General features: G+C 48.9%; 19 protein-coding genes and 1 tRNA gene. 13 read left to right on the plus strand and 7 right to left on the minus strand.

The window, feature by feature from the left end; genetic code table 11:
* Positions 1–358: 358 nt before the first annotated feature.
* The gene (locus O4H49_RS13950) at positions 359–520 is read left to right on the plus strand and encodes a hypothetical protein (RefSeq protein ID WP_269424060.1); all 162 of its coding nucleotides are present in this window, start codon (positions 359–361) and stop codon (positions 518–520) included.
* Between the two features lie 108 nt (positions 521–628).
* On the opposite strand, the gene O4H49_RS13955 is transcribed toward O4H49_RS13950, so the two are convergent.
* From O4H49_RS13955 to O4H49_RS13970, 4 genes are all read right to left on the minus strand, one after another.
* Positions 629–817, minus strand: a complete 189-nt coding sequence (locus O4H49_RS13955; protein WP_020593546.1) for a hypothetical protein — start codon at positions 815–817, stop codon at positions 629–631.
* A 200-nt stretch (positions 818–1,017) separates the two neighbouring features.
* A tRNA-Ser gene (locus O4H49_RS13960) sits at positions 1,018–1,107 on the minus strand.
* A 191-nt stretch (positions 1,108–1,298) separates the two neighbouring features.
* Positions 1,299–1,640 (minus strand): FliM/FliN family flagellar motor switch protein, encoded by a 342-nt coding sequence (locus O4H49_RS13965; protein ID WP_269424061.1) that lies wholly within the window; start codon positions 1,638–1,640, stop codon positions 1,299–1,301.
* Positions 1,641–1,701: 61 nt separating this feature from the next.
* Positions 1,702–2,040 (minus strand): hypothetical protein, encoded by a 339-nt coding sequence (locus O4H49_RS13970; protein WP_269424062.1) that lies wholly within the window; start codon positions 2,038–2,040, stop codon positions 1,702–1,704.
* A gap of 162 nt (positions 2,041–2,202) precedes the next feature.
* Between O4H49_RS13970 and O4H49_RS13975 the strand changes: the two genes are divergently transcribed.
* The 9 genes from O4H49_RS13975 (at position 2,203) to O4H49_RS14015 (ending at position 11,312) form a co-directional block, all read left to right on the plus strand.
* Positions 2,203–2,631, plus strand: coding sequence for a hypothetical protein (locus tag O4H49_RS13975; protein ID WP_269424063.1), 429 nt, complete (start codon positions 2,203–2,205; stop codon positions 2,629–2,631).
* A gap of 122 nt (positions 2,632–2,753) precedes the next feature.
* On the plus strand, positions 2,754–4,007 hold the full coding sequence (locus tag O4H49_RS13980; RefSeq protein WP_269424064.1) for a lytic murein transglycosylase: 1,254 nt from the start codon (positions 2,754–2,756) through the stop codon (positions 4,005–4,007).
* A 114-nt stretch (positions 4,008–4,121) separates the two neighbouring features.
* Entirely contained in the window at positions 4,122–5,102 is a 981-nt protein-coding gene (locus O4H49_RS13985; protein ID WP_269424065.1) for a septal ring lytic transglycosylase RlpA family protein, read from the plus strand.
* A gap of 111 nt (positions 5,103–5,213) precedes the next feature.
* On the plus strand, positions 5,214–6,380 hold the full coding sequence (locus O4H49_RS13990; protein WP_269424066.1) for a D-alanyl-D-alanine carboxypeptidase family protein: 1,167 nt from the start codon (positions 5,214–5,216) through the stop codon (positions 6,378–6,380).
* Between the two features lie 2 nt (positions 6,381–6,382).
* Positions 6,383–7,033, plus strand: coding sequence for a dTMP kinase (gene tmk, locus O4H49_RS13995; RefSeq protein WP_269424067.1), 651 nt, complete (start codon positions 6,383–6,385; stop codon positions 7,031–7,033).
* A gap of 3 nt (positions 7,034–7,036) precedes the next feature.
* On the plus strand, positions 7,037–8,152 hold the full coding sequence (locus O4H49_RS14000; RefSeq protein ID WP_269424068.1) for a DNA polymerase III subunit delta': 1,116 nt from the start codon (positions 7,037–7,039) through the stop codon (positions 8,150–8,152).
* 40 nt (positions 8,153–8,192) lie between these two features.
* Positions 8,193–9,743 carry a methionine--tRNA ligase gene (metG, locus tag O4H49_RS14005; RefSeq protein WP_269424069.1) on the plus strand — a complete coding sequence of 517 codons (1,551 nt, stop codon included), beginning with the start codon at positions 8,193–8,195 and terminating at the stop codon, positions 9,741–9,743.
* Positions 9,743–10,531 carry a TatD family hydrolase gene (locus O4H49_RS14010; protein ID WP_269424070.1) on the plus strand — a complete coding sequence of 263 codons (789 nt, stop codon included), beginning with the start codon at positions 9,743–9,745 and terminating at the stop codon, positions 10,529–10,531. The genes metG and O4H49_RS14010 overlap by 1 nt, the downstream gene beginning before the upstream one ends.
* Before the next feature lie 4 nt (positions 10,532–10,535).
* Positions 10,536–11,312 (plus strand): MBL fold metallo-hydrolase, encoded by a 777-nt coding sequence (locus tag O4H49_RS14015; RefSeq protein WP_269424071.1) that lies wholly within the window; start codon positions 10,536–10,538, stop codon positions 11,310–11,312.
* Between the two features lie 62 nt (positions 11,313–11,374).
* Here the strand turns inward: O4H49_RS14015 and O4H49_RS14020 are convergent, their stop codons facing one another.
* Both O4H49_RS14020 and O4H49_RS14025 read right to left on the minus strand, forming a co-directional pair.
* Positions 11,375–13,321: an ABC transporter substrate-binding protein gene (locus O4H49_RS14020; protein ID WP_269424072.1), complete on the minus strand. Its 1,947-nt coding sequence runs from the start codon at positions 13,319–13,321 to the stop codon at positions 11,375–11,377.
* A gap of 119 nt (positions 13,322–13,440) precedes the next feature.
* Positions 13,441–14,574 (minus strand): M14 family metallopeptidase, encoded by a 1,134-nt coding sequence (locus O4H49_RS14025; protein ID WP_269424073.1) that lies wholly within the window; start codon positions 14,572–14,574, stop codon positions 13,441–13,443.
* A 542-nt stretch (positions 14,575–15,116) separates the two neighbouring features.
* On the opposite strand from O4H49_RS14025, the gene O4H49_RS14030 reads away from it, so the two are divergent.
* The 3 genes from O4H49_RS14030 (at position 15,117) to mnmC (ending at position 20,325) form a co-directional block, all read left to right on the plus strand.
* The gene (locus O4H49_RS14030; RefSeq protein ID WP_269424074.1) at positions 15,117–15,974 is read left to right on the plus strand and encodes an OmpA family protein; all 858 of its coding nucleotides are present in this window, start codon (positions 15,117–15,119) and stop codon (positions 15,972–15,974) included.
* A 135-nt stretch (positions 15,975–16,109) separates the two neighbouring features.
* Positions 16,110–18,152, plus strand: coding sequence for an AsmA family protein (locus O4H49_RS14035; protein WP_269424075.1), 2,043 nt, complete (start codon positions 16,110–16,112; stop codon positions 18,150–18,152).
* Between the two features lie 169 nt (positions 18,153–18,321).
* The gene (mnmC, locus tag O4H49_RS14040) at positions 18,322–20,325 is read left to right on the plus strand and encodes a bifunctional tRNA (5-methylaminomethyl-2-thiouridine)(34)-methyltransferase MnmD/FAD-dependent 5-carboxymethylaminomethyl-2-thiouridine(34) oxidoreductase MnmC (RefSeq protein ID WP_269424076.1); all 2,004 of its coding nucleotides are present in this window, start codon (positions 18,322–18,324) and stop codon (positions 20,323–20,325) included.
* Between the two features lie 15 nt (positions 20,326–20,340).
* Here mnmC and hutC read toward each other — a convergent pair whose 3' ends face one another.
* Positions 20,341–21,063: a histidine utilization repressor gene (gene hutC, locus O4H49_RS14045; protein ID WP_269424077.1), complete on the minus strand. Its 723-nt coding sequence runs from the start codon at positions 21,061–21,063 to the stop codon at positions 20,341–20,343.
* Between the last annotated feature and the right edge of the window lie 168 nt (positions 21,064–21,231).

Here is a 21,231-nt window from a genome sequence, read left to right on the forward strand (position 1 = left end):
CGACTGGCTCGATGAGCTGCTGGCTGCCCGGGCCCGGGGAGACGCCGTATCCGGCAAGGACCTCGGTATCGAACACTAGGGCCAGACCTTGCCCTATCCTGAAGGCTGGTTCTGATAACCAAAAGCCCCGCATTCCAGACGGAAAGCGGGGCTTTTGTCGTTGAGAACTATCTCAGGTGAGAGCGGTGGCTCCTTCGTTGATACAGATTGTTTACCACAAATAAACTACAACTGAGATGTCGTGGTCCAGGGTATTGTCTTTGCAATGATTTACCATTGAGGCTTTAAAATGCGCCAGAGAGTTTCCCTTTTTCCAGTTGTAATTACGATCGCCCTTTTGCTGGGAGCGTGCAGTGATATGTCCAAGACCCAGCAACGAGTATTGAGTGGTGGTGCTATCGGAGCTGGGGTTGGTGTCGCCGGAACTGCTCTGACAGGGGGCTGTGTTACCTGTGGTGCTGTTATCGGTGGTGCTGTTGGGGCAGGGGCAGGATATCTGGTTGATCTTCATAAAAAGTAAGCAAGACAATTCTCTGCGCATTCCGGCAGGTAAGCCCGCCGGAATGCGACAGCACTGATTTCTATTTGATAAAGTTTATGGCTCCTTGATTAATTATGGAGCCATTTTTTATCTGCTGTTACTCACTTGCCGAAAAGGCGTTTCAGCTTTTAACTTCAGGTTGAGACGTTGAATTTCCTGCATGTATAACGCACAGCGATTTTCAAAATCATCTCCCCCTTTTTCACAGAGTTGAAAAAATTCTTCGACAAACTGGTCTCTTATTTTCATAACCTGAAAATAATTGAGTTTACGCATGGCTCATCTCCCAAATTTTAAATGAAGAAGAGACGAGGATTGCATTGCTGTTACAATTTGAGCTTGTGAAAATTTGCCCTTGGTCAAATGAATTTCTGTTAAAACAGCTGACGTAGGCAGAAGATGAACGTCAACAGGGAGTTGCACTTGGAGAATAAGTGTTCAGAAAAAATCGCTGACAAACGTGTTTGGGAAAAGAGTGGCGGAAGGTCAGGGATTCGAACCCTGGAAGGGCTTGCACCCTTGCCGGTTTTCAAGACCGGTGCATTCAACCGCTCTGCCAACCTTCCGCATATGAACGACAATTTGTCATTCGTCTGTCGAAACAGTTAGATCACGTCCGACAATTGAGTCAGGGGTAATCTTGTTTCGTCGGGCATTGAATTATCTTTATTCACTTCGCCTGTCAAATGCTTAGATGATAAAAAGCGATTATTTTTTTAGGAAAGACCAGGGCCGTTTTGTTTTACAAGCCTGAAGATTATTTGTTTGCAGATTTCTCGGCAGTTTTTTTCTGACGCTTGTTTCCGGTACGCTTGATCATTTCAGTGATCTCGACACAAAGACGATCGTCTTTGATCATGACTTCGCCGCGGGCAATCATTTGGTCGTTGATACTTATGTCAATGGTATCACCAATATATTTGTCCAGCTCGACGACGGCACCTCGACCCATTTTCAACAGCTGGCTGACCGGCATTTGTGCTGTGCCGAGTATGGCTGAAACTTCCAGCCCGACGCCGTGGATTGCGGGAGGCTCGGTGTCCGAGGGATTTTTGCGGACATCATCGACTGAATTTTTTGTGGTTTCTTCGCCGGGCATAAAGCGAGCTCTCTAACTATGTGATCTGAAACGTTTTACAGGATACGCTTGCTTCAAGCAGTTAGCTATCAAAATAATTAGCAAGTTTCACACGGGTTTCTTTGTCCATCTCGACAAATGCACCTGCAAGTATTTGTTTTTCCTCGTCAACACGAACGATGATGGCGCTGCATTGGAAGTCTATTGTGGTATCATCAAGTTGTAGGTGAAACTCAATATTCGGCCTGTCTCCGCGTAAAAGGGGACCTCGGTAACCTGTAACGGCAAAGCCACTTGAGCTCCAGTTTTCGAGGACGTAGGTATAACCATCCAGCGTAATATGGCCTATCAAGCCAAATTCACGCCCTTCACGCCTGACTTCCGGTTTTCCGAAGAGCTTATCCAGCAGGGTTTTGATCATGCTGAGGTTGATCCTTAAGAGTAAGCGATAGAGGCTTTGTTCAATTGTCAGTCCTAAAGTCTCACAAAAGAGAAAACAAGTTCTTAACCGTATGTTTGTTTTTCCCTGTTATCCTCGATGCTCGTTCGGGTTTATGGTTGCTGTGGTATTATGGTTGCAAAAATGACAAAAAAACGGGTGGCTGCTCTGCTCTGTGCTCTGGTTTTAGCTGTGCCGGCGGCTTCCTATGCCCAGTCAGCCTATATGACACCCAATAGCATTGTCAGAAAACCGCTCCTGAAGCCGGGACTCAGTTCATCTCTTCCTAAAAGGGAACCTTATCTGGGGAGCCGACTGCTTTATAAAACGACAGATACCCTGGATAATATTTTTATTAATGATGCCGGTCTCAGCCGGGCATGTCAGCGGGGACGTTTTCTGCAGGTCAAGGAGATGCAATATATCGCTGTTGTTGACGGGCGAAAATATGGCGCGGCACTTTATCGCCCGAACATGATTCATGACCCAAAAAACCTCGCGGACAAGGACCGGATTTACCTGTTCAAGTCCCAGGGGACATCAAACTGCCAGGTTTTTCACAAGCTGATATAATTTTGACACAATCTTTTGGGAATGCTTCGGGTAATTCATGATGGAATTTACCTGACACAATCGTCTATGGTTGGCCCGTCGAAGATCTATTGTCAGCAACTTTCTGCGATTCGGAGCCTGTTTTGTTTCCAACCTTGCGTCATGTTATCCGTCCTGTAATCTCAGGCGGGTTTTTTATATCTCTGGTCCTGTCGACGGCGGTTTGTGCTGAAGGAACTTCTCCTGCAGTTCCTGTGGCTGAATCTGTTCAGGCACAGTCATTCGAGCAATGGCTGACCGAATTCAAAAGTGAAGCCAGAACAAAAGGAATATCCGACAAGACGCTCGAGGAAAGTTTTCGAGGGGTCCAGCCAATCCCCCAAATTATCGAGTACGATCGTCGGCAGCCCGAATTCACGCGAACATTCTGGTCATACCTTGACCGGGCTGTGGACCCGACCCGAATAAAAAAAGCCCAGGAACTGGAACAAAAACACAGAGTATTGCTGGATCAGATCAGCCAGAAATACGGCGTTCAAAAACGTTTCTTGCTTGCCTTCTGGGGGCTTGAAAGTAATTTTGGAGAACATACCGGAGGGTTTTCTGTCATTGCGGCAAATGCGACCCTGGCCTATGACACCCGCAGAAGTGAGTTTTTCCGTACGCAGTTACTGGAAGCTTTGAAAATTGTTCAAGCAGGGCATATCTCGGCAGACAGGATGACGGGATCCTGGGCCGGAGCAATGGGACACCTGCAATTTATTCCTTCGACCTATACCAGATATGCCGTTGATGAGAACGGGGATGGACGTCAGGATATCTGGCAAAGTTTACCCGATGTTTTTGGATCTGCAGCGAATTATCTTGGACAAATTGGCTGGACGGATAAGTACACCTGGGGCAGGGAGGTACAATTACCCTCTGATTTTAACTGGGATCTTGCCGGACTTGAAACAAATTTACCTCTTGCGGAGTGGCAGATTCAGGGAGTGAGAAGTATTGATGGAACGAATTTGCCTGACGCCATGATTGAAGCCTCTTTGATCCTCCCTGCAGGGCATAAAGGGCCTGCATTCCTTGTGTACAGCAATTATAGAAAGATACTGAACTGGAACCGGTCAATACTTTACGCCATAGCTGTTGGGCACCTCTCTGACAGAATTGCAGGAGCAGGTCCCTTGCAAACGGTTCGGCAGCAGGATGAGCGGGCATTGCACCGGAGTGAAGTCGAGGAAATTCAAAGCTTATTGGCGAAACTGGGGTTCGATGTCGGCGAACCCGACGGTATTGTCGGACAAAAAACCCGCGAGGGGATTCGGGCATACCAGAAAAAGGTTGGTCTTCCCGGGGATGGCTATCCAGATGAAGAACTGTTAAACAAGCTTCGGGCTTCATGACAGTTGGACGGTTTAAAAAACAACTCAACTATGCCAGACTGATGAAGACGTCAGTCTGGGCTGAATGGAAGTGATGAAAACTGACAAAAGAATTGCAGTGTTACGGGGGGCTCAATGCGCTTTGCTAAATTACACATCATAAGTGCCTTTTTTGTTGCTCTGGCAATAGGCCTTGCAGGGTGTGCTGAGATTGAACTGGCATCACATGCAACAAAACAGATTGCTAAGCCTGATGAAGGTAAGCCAGCCGGACGTTATAAGGTTGGATCGCCGTATCAGGTAAAAAACCTCTGGTACTATCCGGCGGTGGACTATGATTACAGCGAAACAGGTATTGCTTCTTGGTATGGTCCCGGATTTGATGGCAAACTGACAGCAAATGGCGAGCAGTACGATCAGGAGGCCCTGACCGCGGCACATCGTACCCTGCCGATGCCATCATTGATCCGGGTTACGAATCTCGGTAACGGGCGATCGATCAAACTCAGGGTTAATGATCGGGGGCCTTTTTCCAACAGCCGTATTCTTGATGTCTCTCGCCGTGCAGCTCAGCTGTTAGGCTTTGAGCTGGCTGGGACAGCGAAGGTTCGGGTTGAAATCCTGGAAGAGGAAAGCCGTCAGCTTGCTGCTCTTTCCCAGGATAAAGATCTTACAGCTTATAAAGCAGAGATTGCTTCAAGTGAAACGTCGACACGCGGAGCGCCGACAGAAACGGTCATTGCCGAGCCACTTGATGCTCCTTCTTCAGGAGGAGCGGCTGTACAGCAACCTTTATCGCCCTCACCACCCCGGATACAAGCCGAGCCAGTTACTTATAATTCCGCCTATAACCCTGATGGAGTTGTTACACAAATTCCGGTCGCAGAGACCGGAATTTTTGTTCAGGCGGGATCTTTCTTGCAGCTACACAATGCGGACCGTCTCCGTGTGAAACTTTCTTCACTTGGAACTGCTCAGGTCGCCAATGCTGCGGTTAACCAACAGACATTTTACCGGGTGAGGCTGGGGCCACTGACAACGGTGGATGAAGCAGACAAGTTGCTTCAGGTTTTACACGATAACGGCTATACCGATGCGCGGGTTGTTGTCGAATAATAATAACCATTGATATCGGCCCTATTCACGGCATATTTTCTCATTATTGATGATCGAGAGATTGATTCTCTATTGGTCGGACTTTCAAAATATCAGGTGCTAACTGTGCTCATGAAAAACAGAACAAATTTCCACAAAATCAATTTCCGTCGTGCGATGAAGTCTCTGTTGCTGGGATCGGCCTGCTTGCTTGCTGCAATCCAGCCTGGGCAGGCAATCGACACCTTGGCACGAGAAGCCTATCTGGTCGATTATACAACCAAAACAGTGTTGCTTGATAAAAATGGTGACCAGTCGATGCCGCCGGCTTCTATGAGCAAGATCATGACGGCATATATGGTTTTCGAACGTCTGAAAGATGGTCGCTTATCCCTGGATAACAAGCTTGCTGTCAGTGAAAAAGCCTGGCGCAAGGGCGGATCGAAAATGTTTGTTGAAGTCGGTAATCAGGTTTCGATCCATGACCTTCTGCGCGGGATAATTGTTCAGTCCGGTAATGACGCCTGTATCGTTGTCGCTGAGGGGCTTGGAGGAACAGAAGAGAACTTTGCGGCGGAAATGACAACAAAGGGCAGAGAGATCGGTCTGGAAAACAGTACTTTTGTGAACGCCACAGGCTGGCCAGATCCGGATCAGCGTATGACTGCCAAGGATTTGGCGACACTTGCTGATCGGATTATTACGGATTTTCCTGAATATTATGACGTCTATTCGGAAAAATCCTTCACCTGGGCCGGAATAACCCAGGGAAATCGCAATCCGCTTCTTTATAAGAATATCGGTTCGGATGGGCTGAAAACAGGCCATACAGAAGAAGCCGGATACGGATTGACGGCATCTGCTGTGCAGGGGGATCGACGGATTATTCTTGTTGTGAATGGCCTGTCGAGCCTGAAAGAAAGAGCGGAGGAATCTGAGCGCCTGGTATCATGGGCATTTCGTGAGTTTGATAATTTTAATCTGTTTAGTGCTGGTGAAGTGGTTGAGACCGCAGATGTCTGGCTGGGCAAGGAAGAGAGTATTGATCTGGTTCCCCAGGAAGACCTTTTGCTTACATTGCCCCGGAATGCCAAAAACAGTATGAAGGCGACCGTAAGCTATCTCGGTCCTATCCAGACTCCGATCGAAAAAGGAGAACGTCTGGCGACACTTCGCATCGAGGCTGCAGATATTGAACCCGTTGAAATTCCTTTGGTTGCGGCAAACTCTGTCGACAGACAAGGTGGCTTTGGCCGAATTATGTCTGCTTTGAATTATTTGATCTTTGGCAAGTCTTAGGGATGCGACAGGGGATTTTTATCTCGCTTGAAGGCGGCGAAGGGGCAGGGAAAAGCACTCAGTTGCGCAGGCTGTCGGATCGTTTGTCGCAAACAGGAATCAAAAACATCTGCACACGTGAACCCGGCGGTACGGCCGGAGCAGAAGAAATCAGAAATCTTCTGGTTCGGGGCGATGCGGCCCGCTGGACCCCCAAAACCGAGGCTCTTTTGATGTATGCTGCCCGACAAGAGCATGTCGAGGAGGTTATTAAGCCTGCCCTGGCAAGGGGGCAGTGGGTACTTTGCGACAGATTTGCCGATTCCTCCATGGCGTATCAGGGTATTGGGCACGGTCTTGGAATTGACAGGATTGCGGCCTTAAATCAGTGGGTTCTGGAGGGTTTTCAACCTGACATGACGCTGATTTTGGATCTGCCTGTTTCAGTAGGCTTATCCAGAACTGAGGGTCACGCGGTTGGGGAAAACCGGTTTGAGGGGATGGACGTTGCGTTTCACGAAAGAATGCGTCAGGGATTTCTCTCTATTGCCAGGGCGAACCCTGAACGTTGTACAGTGATTGATGCGACAACATCAGCCGAGGTTGTTGCTGAAAATATCTGGAATGCAGTCGTCGCCAAAACAGCAAAAGCCAATCCTGAACTGGAGAGTTGATCTGTGGCCAAATCTGCCAAACCCCGCCCGGAAGATACAGGCCCGTCCCCCCTTCATCCCCGTAACAGCAATGAGCTTTTCGGCCACAGTGGCGCAGAAGAGGTGTTGTTACAGGCCTATAATTCGGGGCGTTTGCCCCATGCCTGGATGCTGACTGGCCCCCGGGGGATTGGCAAGGCAACCCTGGCATATCGTTTCGCCCGCTTTCTAATGAATGAGAATCCTGACGCGGGCGGCGGAGAGCTTTTTGGAGGAAGTGCTGCTCCAACATCTCTTGGTGTAAATGCAGAGAGCCCTGTATCGCGACGGGTTTCCACGGGATCTCATGGTGATCTTGTCACACTGGAGCTCAGTCCGGATGACAAAGGGAAAATGCGCTCAAATATTCCTGTTGAGGATGTGCGAAAGATTGTCAACTTTACCCATAAAACCTCAATAGAAGGGGGGTGGCGAGTTGTGATTGTCGATGCTGTTGAGGAAATGAATAACAGCGCGGCTAATGCATTGCTCAAGGTTCTTGAAGAGCCTCCTGAAAAAACTGTTTTGCTTTTGGTCAGTCATCTACCTGGGCAGATCTTGCAAACCATACACTCTCGCTGCTGCCATCTGCCTCTTACAGTTCTTGATGAAAAACAAGTTATTGTGTTGTTACAGGAGAAAGCATCCGAAATTTCTGACTCAGATGCTTTGCAGCTTGCGCGACTTTCGGAAGGAAGTGTCGGGAAGGCTCTGGATCTATGGCAGAGTGGGGGGCTGGATTTTTATCGCGAGATGATCGAGTTGTTGGGAACCCTGCCGCGGCTTGATATTGCACGCCTCTATGCTTTTGCAGATAAACTGTCCGTTGCGGATCCTCTTGCTTTCAAAACAGGTATGGAACTTTTTCTCTGGTGGCTGGCCCGATTGATCAAGCTTGCCGGAAAGGGCAAAGTTGCTGAAATGGTATTGCCTGGCGAAGAGAAACTGATCGCGTCATTAATTGAAAGGCATGGTCTTGCGCAATGGCTCGGCCTGTGGGAGAAGTGCTCGACGAATTATGCCCGTGCCACACGTGCTAATCTGGACAAGAAGCAAGTGGTTGTGACAACCTTTATGGAGCTCCAATCCCACCTGTCCTGATAAACTCCTGTGTGGCCGGCTGTGCTGGTATCAGGAGTTATTGATGAGCGGATCTGACAAAGGGGCCTTTTATATTACGACCCCCATCTATTATGTGAATGATAAACCACATATTGGTCACGCTTACACAACGCTTGCCTGTGATGTTTTGGCGCGTTTCAAGCGGTTGGACGGTTTTGACGTCAATTTTCTGACCGGAACAGACGAACATGGCCAGAAGGTTGAATCTTCTGCCGAGAAAGCAGGGATAGATCCACAGCTTTTCACTGACCGTGTTTCACAAAATTTCCGTGATCTGACCCAGATCTGTAATTACTCGAATGATGATTTCATTCGGACAACAGAAGAACGGCACAAGATTGCCTGTCAGAAGTTGTGGAAGGTCCTTGAAGATAAGGGCTATATTTATCTTGGCAGCTATGCGGGCTGGTATGCTGTCCGGGATGAGGCATTCTACACCGAGACAGAATTAACAAAATCTGCTGATGGCAAGTTTATCGCACCAACGGGTGCAGAAGTTGAATGGGTAGAGGAACCGTCTTATTTCTTCAAGCTGTCTGCTTTTGAAGAACCCTTGCTGAAGCTTTATGAGGAACAGCCAGATTTTATTGGCCCAGATAGCCGACGCAATGAAGTTATCAGCTTTGTAAAAGGTGGTCTCAGAGACCTGTCTGTCAGCCGAACGACATTCAAGTGGGGCGTTTCAGTTCCCGGAAACGACGAACACATTATGTATGTCTGGCTGGATGCCCTGACAAACTATCTGACAGCTGTCGGTTATCCAGACGAAGGTACTGCAGCCTATAAGAAGTTCTGGCCCGCCGATCTTCATATGGTCGGGAAGGATATTGTACGGTTCCATGCGGTTTACTGGCCCGCATTCCTGATGGCGGCTGATCTGCCTTTGCCGAAGAGGATTTTTGCCCATGGTTGGTGGACCAATGAAGGGCAGAAGATCTCCAAATCCCTTGGTAATACGATTGACCCCTTGGCACTGATCGAGCAGTTCGGTCTGGATCAGGTTCGTTACTTTATGCTGCGGGAAGTGCCTTTTGGTAAGGATGGCGACTACTCGACCAGAGCGATGATCTCCCGTGTGAACGGGGACCTTGCCAACGATATTGGTAACCTTGCCCAGCGTGTCCTTTCTATGGTTTTCAAAAACTGTGATGGTAAAATTCCAGATCATGGTGCTTTTACTGCTGAAGACCAGGAACTTCTCGCAAAAGCGGGTGGGTTGTTGGAAAAAATGCGGAACGATTTTGACAAACAGAGTTTCCATCGTGGACTTGAATCTGTTTGGGAAGTCATTTCTTTGGCGAATAAATACGTTGATGAACAGGCACCCTGGACACTACGTAAAACTGATCCTCCCCGTATGGGCACAGTCTTGTATGTTTTGTGTGAAGTCATTCGACAGATTGCTGTTTTGCTTCAACCGGTGATGCCCCAGTCTATGGAAAAGATGCTTGATCAGTTAAGCTTGTCTGTGGATCAAAGAGGGTTTCAAACACTGGGAATTCCTCTGGTTTCAGGTACAGAGATAAGCAAACCAGAGGGTATTTTCCCAAGGTATGTGGAAGAAGAGTGATGATTGTCGATTCTCATTGCCATCTTGATTATTTTCTTCGAGATGGAGATCTGGCAGAAACGCTGGATCGGGCCCGCGATGCTGGTATCGGATGTATGGTGACCATTGGCACCAAGATCTCGACTTTTGAGACAATCCAGTCGATTGCCGAGGCGCATGATGATATCTATTGCACTGTTGGGGTACATCCGCACGAAGCAGGTACCGAAGGACTTGATTCACCTGATATTCTGATTGAAAAAGCGCAACATGCCAAGGTAATCGGGCTGGGGGAGAGCGGTCTTGATTATTATTATGATCACGCTCCACGTGCGGAGCAGGCCAAAAGTTTCAGGGCCCATATTGTTGCCGCGAGAGAGACCGGATTACCACTGGTGGTGCACACCCGTGACGCTGATGATGATACTGTTTCAATCATGCGTGATGAATATGAAAAAGGGGCATATCCGGCTTTGATCCACTGCTTTACTGCAGGTCCGGATTTGGCCAAGGCGGCTCTGGAGATGGGGTTCTATATTTCCCTGTCGGGGGTTATTACCTTCAAATCGGCGGAGCAAATACGGCAGACAGTTGCGGAAGCCCCTCTTGACAGACTCTTGATAGAAACCGACAGTCCCTATTTGGCGCCGATCCCTTTTCGGGGGAAACGGAACGAACCCGCATACGTTCGCCATACAGCTGAAGCACTGGCGAATGTGAAAAACGTGAGCTTGTCACAAATACATTCTGCGACGACGGACAATTTTTATCGCCTGTTTACAAAGGCCAAACGACCAACGACTGACTGATCCTATGAAAATCACAATGCTCGGCTGTGGCGGTTCCGGAGGGGTTCCGATCTGTTCTGGAACACCTGGGGGGAACTGGGGCAACTGCAACCCGAATAATCCAAAGAACCGCCGTCGTCGTGTTTCAATCCTGGTTGAACACGAGGGAACGACTATTCTGGTTGATACAGGCCCTGACCTGAGAGTCCAGCTACTTGATTCCGGGGTGGAATGTATTGATGCTGTCCTCTATACGCATGACCACGCTGATCATACTCACGGTCTTGATGAGCTCCGGTATCTTGCCTACAAGGCAGGCGGGCCGATAGAGACCTATATGGACGAGGCAGACAGGAATACGATTATCAAACGTTTTCCTTATGCCTTTACCTCTTCCTGTGATCCGGAAAGCAGTTATGCGCCCATGATGAACGATCAATTGATCGAGGGACCGTTTTCGGTTGGGGCAATCGATATTATTCCGTTTTATCAAGATCACGGATCTGTACAGTCACTTGGTTTTCGTTTTGGTGATTTTGCCTATTCAACCGATGTTGTTGATCTGGATGAGCGGGCGTTTGAAACCCTGGCTGGCATCAAATACTGGATTGTCGGCTGCTTGCGGTATGAACCACATCCATCTCATGCGCACTTTGAGAAAACTCTGGGCTGGATCGAGAGGCTTAAACCTGAGCGGGCAGTGTTGACGCATCTAAATCAGCAGGTGGATTATGACGACCTGCTTTCAAAATGTCCCGAAGGTGTTGAGCCGGGGTATGATGGTTTGATCATCGAGTGTTAAACTGCGATGAACAAAAAAATAATAAAGGCGGTGCTACAAGGTACCGCCTTTATTATTAGATCTTACTCAAACCAGAAACCATCTGGTTTATAAACCCCGAAAAGCGATCCGGGTTCCCAGTTATAGAAACCTTCCAGGGGCAGGTTTTTGAGATTTGCTGACAATACCACGGGCTGAGGGATTTCTGCGACCAGACCGATGGAGAAGGTTTCTTCGGAGCTGATCTCCAGAATGCGGTTCCAGATAGCTCTTTTCTCCGCACTGCTATGAGATTTTAACCAAAGGACATAGAGGTTATTAAGTTCCAGGGCCTCCGGTATGTCGACTTCTTCTCCGGCATTGCCCTTGGTTTCAACAAACTGACCCCATTTTGGCCATTGGAATGACTGCTGCATGCGCGGTGTAAACTCTTCCGGGGAAGAATGAGGGGTGAGCAGGGCATTTTGATTGCCAAACCAGAGTGACAGGATCGTTTCTCCTGCAAAAATCCGGTTCCTCAGAACCTCGCGCTGTGAGGGTTTGGGATATATCTTTATCCCAATTTTGAGCCAGGAGTCATGGATAAGCTCAAGAGCATCGATTTCTTCACTGCTCTCGCCAGCAGTTTCAACGATGATCTGCATGGGGCGACCATCGGGAAGAAGGCGCAGGCCTTCGTCATTACGGGAGGTCAGGCCAATTTCATCAAGCAGAAGGTTGGCCTGTTTCAGATCAAAACTGGTCCAGCGTTTAAAATAATCTTCCTTGTAGAGAGTACTGTCTGGCAGAACATTGTTGTTGCCTTCAAGTCCAAGGCCGTAAAAGAGGACCTGGTTCAGTTCGCGCCGGTTTACCGCAAGAGAAAGAGCGTGCCGAAAACGTTTGTCGCGGTTAAGAGCTCGCCACCCCGGATCATTTACATTCAGATTGGGATAAAGAGCATAGTGAGAGCCGCGAACAGTCTTCCATAATCTGACGAGATAATTGTTCTGTTTTTCACCACGTTTGAGAAAAGTGTAGTCAGAAAAACTGAGCTCCCGGGCCTGAATATTGGCATCGCCTGAACCAACCTTGGCAGGTATCAACCCCCCCCCTGCGACAGAGAGAACCATTTCATCTGCATAGGGAAGCTGTTGCCCCAGTTCATCTATCCTGTGATAAAAAGGGTTACGTACACCAACAAAGCGGGTGGAGGGGGGCTTGACTGTGTTGATCCATGGCTGCAACGAAGGGAGTTTGGGGTTGGTATATTTGTATTGACGGGCTCTACGGTTGTGCAGTTGCACCCAGTTTCGTGCATCGGCCTTCTGGACCTTCTTTTCCAGCTCTTCTGGTGGATTATAGCGAGCGTGGAACTGCTTCATATAGTGGGCAGGCTGATAGATAAAGAGCGGGGCTGTCGAGGCCAGTTGAGGTAAAAAAAACGGATTGGGGACTGGCCAGCTGTACCGGACTGTAATTTCGTCAATGATCTCGACGGTCGGCAGATGGCCGTCAATGATAAGTTCTGCCGGAGGACCAAAGGGCTGTAGCTCTGCATTATTGGCTACATCTTCCCAGAAGTAACGGAAATCTTCCGAAGTAAAGGGGGCGCCATCAGACCATTTATGTCCTTTGCGAAGCGTCATCGTGAAAATACGACCGTCTTCTACCTCCATTTTTTCGAGGATATCAGGCGTGAATTCCAGCTCGGGGGTGTAGCCAACAAGACGAGCATAACCATAAACAACGAACAGCCGGACATCCTTGGCTTTTCCAATCAGGCTGTTGATTGTACCGCCATGTTTGCCCGGTTCCCAGGAATGACTTTGTTTCACGACAAAGGGGGTCAGGGGCAGACGTTCAGCCACTGGGGGAAGTTTTCCGCTGGCAACTTGGTCAAGCAGGCTAGGTGTTTCCTTGAAGGCAATAGAGGACAAATCTGCAACAGGAGAGTGGTAGCTATCAGCACGCGCTACGGCCTGGAAAAACAGAGCGGCTATACTGGTGGCGACAAGAAATAATTTTTGCAGCCCTGATCTTGATTTCATTCTGCCCTCATTGTTTCTGCTGGGTTCTCGGGCTAGCTCCACCTGTGGAGGAGAGTGCGCTTTCGTTATTCAAACCATCACCCAGAAATTGTCGTTATTCTATCAGAAAACCCCGGTGGCTATCTTAGATCATCTATCAAATGATAGAGCGGATCAAGGCTGCTTGCTCCGAGTTTGATCGACCGATCAGGAGACCAGCCTTCAAACTCGTTGGGATTGTCAGCTGTATCTTTGAAGGGCATTTCCAGTGTCATTGCCAGGCAGTCATGCGTTTCTGCTGTGTTGTTCCCGCACATGGTGAGATTACCCTGACCCGGGGCGTTTTGAGGGTAACCGTGGGTAATCTGAAAGTCAGGATTTGCCTCCCTGTAACAGGCCTTGAAACGATCGAGAAGATTCAAAAGCCGATCATCGAAAGACGGGATTCCATGGGTACCAGCAATGAAATTGTGCGGAATTGCTTCATCCCCATGGATATCAAAAAGAAAATCGACCCCGGTTTCCATCATCCGTTTGCGGACATAGTAAACTTCAGGGCTTTTTTCCGGGGAAGGAGCTTGCCATTCCCGGTTGAGATTGGCACCACTTGCATTGACACGAAGGTTGCCGCGGCGGCTGCCATCCGGGTTCATATTTGGAACGATATAAAAGGTTGCCTTTTTGAGCAACTCCCGGGCGACGGGATCATTTTCATCCAGCAAACGGTCCAGAAACCCTTCCATCCAGTATTCTGTCATGGTTTCGCCTGGATGCTGGCGAGCGATGATCCAGCATGATTTTTTATCCCCGTCACTCTCGCCGACGGTCAAAAGATCAATGTCCTGACCATCAATCGTTTTTCCCAGGATATCCAGAGAGGCAACGCCGGAATGCTGGGCATCAGCAATAAGATCGGCGTGCCGTTCCATAGAATAGGGAGCAAAATAGGCAAAATAGATCGAGTTATAGGCCGGAGTGATTTCGATGCTCAGGATTTGCCCATCAAAGCTTGTGTCGGGAACACGAAACCAGGTTTCCCGATCATAGGAGGCAACTGCCTGATACCCCTCCCAACCTGCAGGGTAGGCCGCGCCACCGGCATTGAGAATTTTCAAATGACAGCTCTGGTCTTGTGCACCGGTTAATCTGAAGTAGAACCATTGATAAAAATGGGAGTTGCTGTCCGCTTCTATTTCCAACTGGATATCTGTTGAAGTGTCACAGGCAAGGCAACGGATGTTACCAGCATCGAAATTACTGGAAATTCGGATCATGAAACGGGTCACTCATTGTTAAAATACGAAATGAGTTACAGCATACCCTAACAAGATCGGGCGGCAAGACCTCTTGTTTCAATGCGGTGTAAAGGAAAAAGGGGGGGGCGAACCGTTTGAGATAAATGAAAATAAATGCATTTAAATCAAATGGATGAGAATAAGTAGTTATACGAAGATGACCTTTCAAACAAGTGATGTATTATTGTTAACACTACGTTAATATAAGCTTACGTTTAGCTACCAAGGGTGGTTTTACGGGCGAACAGCAACTTTGATGTATCGACAGATGGTCATAGAGGAAGAAAAACAAGGATAGTTTTCTTCTTTTAAGTGTTTGTTTTAAAATCTTGATTGTTGTTTTTGAAGCTGTAATGGGAATGTGTTCTTTTTGTTTTCATCAAAGAAAACGGTAACAGAGCGATGTCAGGTTGTGCTACTATTTTCAACTAACCGTGGATGCGCTTGGAACACTATTGTTTTGGTCTGGTTGTCATTTGGCTCGTGTTCTACTGATGTCAAAACCTTCTATGGAGGATCTAATGCAGGGTTTAAAATTTATTCTGGTCGCTGGTGTAGCATCCGTTACTCTCTCGGCTTGTGCTGATTTATACAAAGATGCTTCGAATGCAGAACCTACTGGTTCTTCTTTTACCCGTGAACTCTACAAAGGGTATGTCGGCCTTGCTGGCGATGAACGTGCCGAGCAGGACTGGACTGATTCTGATCTTTTTGCCAACAAGGCTCTTGCTGCAGCTGACGGCAACGCCGTTGCGCCTGAAGAACTGGCAAACTGGGATCTGGATGCGGCCTTTATTGATGAACTGGGCTCCGCACGGGGACGTTTGATGAATGCGCTGAATAACGGCGCGGCGGATCAGGCTCCGACTTCTGCTGCGCATGCACAGGTGATGTTCGACTGCTGGATTCAGGAACAGGAAGAAAACATCCAGCCGGATCACATTGCAGGATGTCGTGATGGATTCCTGGCTGCAATGGAAAAAGTGGATGCCGCTTTGGCACCTAAAGCAGCGGCCCCTGCGCCAGCTCCGGCTCCGGTTGCCATGCCTGATCCATATTTCATTTACTTTGATTTCAATTCTGCCGATCTGACCGACGATGCACAGGTTGAGACCTCCGTGATTGCAGCGACAATCCAGAAGCTTTCTCCTTCCAAGGTTATTGTCGCGGGTCATGCTGACACATCTGGTGATGCGGATTACAACCAGACGCTTGCTGGAAAGCGTGCTGCTGCTGTTGCTGCTGCCTTGACAGGCCATGGTGTTTCTGCAGATCACATCCAGAGCCATGTTCTCGGCGAAAATGCGCCGGCAGTTAATACTGGCGACGGTGTTGCCGAGGTTAAAAACCGTCGTGTGGTTGTTACCCTCGTCAAATAACAAGAAGGTCAACTGATTCTGGATCAGTAACCATTTCAAGGCGGTATCGACAGGGTGTCGGCACCGCCTTGAATCTTTAAAATTGATTGTGAGGCTGCGTGGTGTGCTGATTCATGCTGCGTATGGGAGGTCGAAATGAAGAAAATTCTGATCATTGTTGGCGGGCTTGTTGTTCTTGTCATTGCGGCACTGTTAATTGTGCCGATGTTTATCTCGCTTGAAGATCAAAAGCCTCTTGTTGCTGAAAAGGTGAAAGAAGCAACTGGTCGGGACTTGGTAATTGGTGGAGAGATTTCTCTGAGCCTGTTCCCGAGTGTGGCAATTGAAATAAATGGTGTTTCCCTGTCCAACTATGCACAGGGGCAAAACAAGGAAATGGTCTCTCTGGATCAGATGGCTCTGGAACTCCAGGTGATGCCTCTGTTGTCACAAGAAATCGTGATTGACCGTTTTGTTCTGGTTAAGCCGGTGATCAATCTTGAGGTAGACAAAGACGGAAAACCCAATTGGGTTTTCGAACAAGCGGCAACTCCATCTGCGCCGGCAACGGATAGCGGAACGGCAGAAAGCGGTAGTGATGAGGGAATCTCTCTTGGAGGTCTCTCGCTTGGTGATGTCCGTATTGTTGACGGAGAGTTGCATTATGTAGATCTCGCTTCCGGTGCTTCTGAAGATCTGAGTGCGATCAATCTGGAAATTGCCCTTAAAGCCCTGGACCAGCCTCTGTCCCTCGACGGAAAACTTGACTGGAAAGCCCAAACCATTGCGCTCACAGCAGGAATTGCCAATCTGCAAAACCTGATTGATGGGGGCAATTCTGATCTTGAGGCCAGTATTGCCTCTGACCCGGTCAATTTTGATTTTAAAGGTGTTGTGGCTCAGGGTTCTGAATTTGCCCTTGCTGGAGCACTTAATCTGGATGTCCCATCTGTTGTTGGCTTGACCAGTTGGGTAGGAGTTCCTCTGGAACGTCAGAGCGAAAATACATTTGAGAAGTTATCGGTTAAAGGCGATCTGGATCTGAAGGGTGCTGTTATCGCTTTTGAAAATGTTGCAATTAATTTTGATGCCTTGTCTGCGGAAGGCGGTTTGCGGATTGATGCCTCTGGTGCAAAGCCTGATATTCGTGCATCCCTTTCCACCGGTGTGCTGGATGTAACACCTTATCTGCCGGCAGAGACTGAAAATAGCAGCGGTTCTTCTGATACAGCTTCGACCACGCCAAGTCAGACACCTGCCTCTTCAGGAAATCAGGGCTGGAGTAACGAGCCGATTGATTTTTCTGGGCTTCAGACTGTCAATGCAGATCTGTCGCTTAAATCCGCAGGTGTAATCGTCCGAAAAATCACCATTGGAGCCAGCGACCTGGCTATCCTGTTGAAGGATGGAAAGCTGACGGCTGATCTCAATGAATTGTCGCTTTACGACGGAATGGCAAAGGGCAAGGTTGTCCTCAACGCTGCATCAGCCACTCCTGCCAGCCAGGTGGACTTTGTTCTCTCGGGTGTACAGGCTGAACCTTTACTGCGGGACAGTGCTGATTTCGAAAAGCTTCTTGGCACCCTGAATGCGACAGCAAATCTGACCACACAAGGCGCCAGTGAAATGCAACTGGTATCCAACCTAAACGGTGCGGGGGATTTCCTGTTCAAAGACGGTGCGGTCAAGGGGATCAATATTGCCAGTCTGATCAGAAATATTTCCCTGGATGCTTTGAACAAATCCTTTGACGATGCAGAGCAGACCGATTTTGCCGAGTTGTCAGGCACCTATAAGATTACCAACGGCGTAGTTGATAATCAGGACCTGAGCATGATTGCGCCCCTGTTCCGTCTGACCGGAAAAGGAACAGTTCCGCTACCTCCGAAAACGGTTGATTACCGGGTTGAGCCAAAGCTAGTGGGCGATATTGAAGGGCAGGGGGGCGATGGTAATGCTGCAGGATTGGCGGTGCCGCTTCTTATTACAGGTTCCTGGAATGACCCTCAAATTGCACCGGACCTTGCGGGAGCCCTGACTGACCAGCTTTCTGATCCATCGAAACTGATTGAGAACGTAACAGGTGGAGAAGGTGGAGTAGAACTGCCGAAAATCCCCTTGGGCGATGGTGGTGAAACCATCGCACCAGAAGTGTTGGAAAAGCCAAAAGAAGTGCTGAAAGGTCTCTTTGGTAACTAGACAGGTCCTGTCTGGAATAAAGGCCGATATTCCTTTGGGGGTGTCGGTCTTTTTTTACGGGCACTGGCCGATTAGAAGAGCTGGGCAGTTATCAGGATGGAGCAGGCAATCTTTCCAAAATCGGTTTGATTGGGTACAAACAGCCTGAACAGATTCAGGTAACCCTATAATGACCGATCTTATATCAGCTGAGCTTGAATGGCGGGACAAGCACATACCCGTATCTAAAAAATTTAATGATATATATTTTTCGCTGGGGAATGGTCTGGAGGAAAGCCGTTTCGTTTTTCTGGGCGGCATTGGTGGGACAGATGCATGGAAAGATAAATCCAGTTTTGTTATTGCCGAAACCGGATTTGGTACAGGGTTAAATTTTCTTGCCACATGGCAGGCGTGGCGGAAAACCTCAACCCCGCACCAAAGGCTTCAGTTTATTTCCATTGAAGGGTATCCACTGCAACGGGCGCAGCTGGCGCAGGCTCATTCCAGTTGGCAAGAGCTGGATATATTCAGTAAGGCATTGCTGGATGTCTATCCGGAAGTCGCCCCGGGATTCCACCATCTGCAATTCGATGACGGGCGGGTTTCCCTCTTGCTTTTGTTTGGGGAGGCTAAAGAGATTCTTCCCCAATTCCATGGTAAGGTTGACGCGTGGTATCTGGATGGGTTTTCCCCCAAAAAGAACCCGGAACTTTGGAACGAAGAGCTGTATAAATTGGTGGCCAGTACTGCAAGACCAGGGACGCGTTTAGCGACCTTCACGGCAGCTGGGCATGTCCGGCGCGGGTTGGCAGAAACCGGGTTCGCGATGGAGAAGGTCAAGGGATTTGCTCATAAACGTGAGCGTCTGATCGGTATCTTTCCCGAGAGCGCGACGACAGCAGAAACAAAAAGTCCAACGCCCTGGTTCAGCCTGCCCAAGCATGATTCACTCTCGAAAACTGTTGCTGTGATTGGCGGGGGGATTGCCGGGAATACCCTTGCTTATCATATGGCCCAAGCTGGGATAGAGGTAACCCTCTTTGACAGACAAGCCGAGTTGGCTCAGGGAGCTTCTGGTAACCCAGCAGCAATTTTTGAACCGAAACTGATGCGGCCCGGGACTCTATTGGGGCAATACCTTTCCTCGGCTTATCTCTACGCCTCCCGGTTTTATCGGGCGCTGGAACAAGAAAGTGGCGAAAGGTTATGGCACCATCAATGTGGTGCACTCAATCTTGTTCCCGATGAGAAAGAGCTGCTGCGCAGGCAGTCCTTTGAGCCGCAGAATGAATTGCCCGAGAAGTATTTTTCTCTGGTCACTGCCGCCGAGGCTTCAAAACTTGCTGGAATAGAAATCACGAAGCCAGCTTTGTGGTACCCAGAAGCAGGCTGTCTGGACACGGTGACACTTGCGCGGGCTTTGACGGCGAATGTGACTGTCAGATTGGGAACAGAAGTTATCGGTCTGAAACAGGGGGGGAGTGGCCCGGAAGGCAAATGGTTCCTACAACTGGCAGGGCACAGCAGGGATCTGGAGTTTGATGTTGTTGTTCTGGCCAATGCTTTTGAGGTGCGAAAGTTTTCCTGTGCGCAGGAATTGCAGATCTACATGAACCGGGGGCAGGTGACAGTCACTCCTGCGGCGAAGTTCAGTCCTGATATCAGATGTATTGTCAGCGGGTCGGGCTATATAACGCCGCTGATCGAAGGAAAACATGTCCTTGGGGCGAGTTTTGAAAGGCTTGAAACCTTTGCCGAAGCTGAGGACCGACGGATCGTCCCGGAAAGACATGAACAGAATCTTGCGCTGATCAGCGAGATGATTCCTGGCTTTGCAGCAGAGGTGGCTGTTGGGGAACTTCAGGGCAGAACCTCGGTAAGGGCAACGACGATGGACCGCTTCCCCTTTGTTGGGCCATTGCCAGTCTACGAAGATTACCTGAAATTCTATGCTGGCTTGAAAAATGGGGCTGCTGGCAGAGACTGGCCAGAGCCTGTTTATTACCCGAACCTTTATGTCTCAGCTGGATATGGCTCCAGGGGGTTCGTCACAGCACCGATGATGGCGGATTACCTGACAGGCCTTATTTGTCGTGGTACTTCCCCGATCCCCGAAACTTTTATGACGGCTGTGCATCCGGGGCGTTTTACAATACGGGAACTTAAACGCGACCAGATAAAGGATCAGTGAAGAGAGTGATCAAGGCTACCCCTGAAAGGTTCCCCCCAGACTGTATCGATCCCCGGGGTGCAGGAGCCTTGCATAGGTGACGGTCTTGCCCCCGGACCAGGTTCTTCGGCGCAGTAAAAGGCAGGGACTTTGTACCGGGATACCCAGCAAGACGGCCTGATCTGCTTCTGGAGCGATTGCAGTAATGGTGTGTTCGGCGTTGCTCAAGGGTGCTGCTTTGATCAGGTAGTCATAGGGTGTAATATCCCGAAAATCCTGTTCAAGATAATCCGGGGCAACTGCCGGATTAACATAACGGTCTTCAAGCTGGATTGGTATCCCGTTTTCAAGGTGGAGAATAGTGGAATGAAATACTTTGCTTCCCAATTCGACTTCCAGCATACCGGCAATGTATGCCGTTGCTTTTTCTTCTGACATGAGGATTTGCTTGCTCGAATATTTGCCATTTCGAGAGCGTACTTCTTCGGCAATGCTGCGCAGGGACAGAACAGCGGATTGCGGTTTGGGCTCGGCAACAAAGGTTCCTGCCCCCTGTACCCGCATCAACCAGCCATCAGCCGTAAGTTCCCGAAGGGCACGGTGAATGGTCATGCGAGACATATCCAGACTGACTGTGAGTTCGTTTTCAGACGGAATCTGAAATCCGGGTTTCCAGTCACCGGACTGAATATGCTGGATAATGAGGTCCTTGACCTTCTGGTAAAGAGGGACCTTCTTTTCTTCGCTCCCAATGGACATACTGGTGTTCCCACGCTTTAAGTTGCGTTTATATTATTTATTTCTGGTATTTAATGCATAGGAATACAGTGTATTTCCAGCAATATTTCAAAAAGCTGCCAAAAATACACTGTATCTTTTCATTCTATACCAAAATCAAACCACACAAAGTTGTCCAGAGCGGCGCTC

Source organism: Kiloniella laminariae (assembly GCF_027214005.1).
Lineage (GTDB): Bacteria > Pseudomonadota > Alphaproteobacteria > Kiloniellales > Kiloniellaceae > Kiloniella > Kiloniella laminariae_A.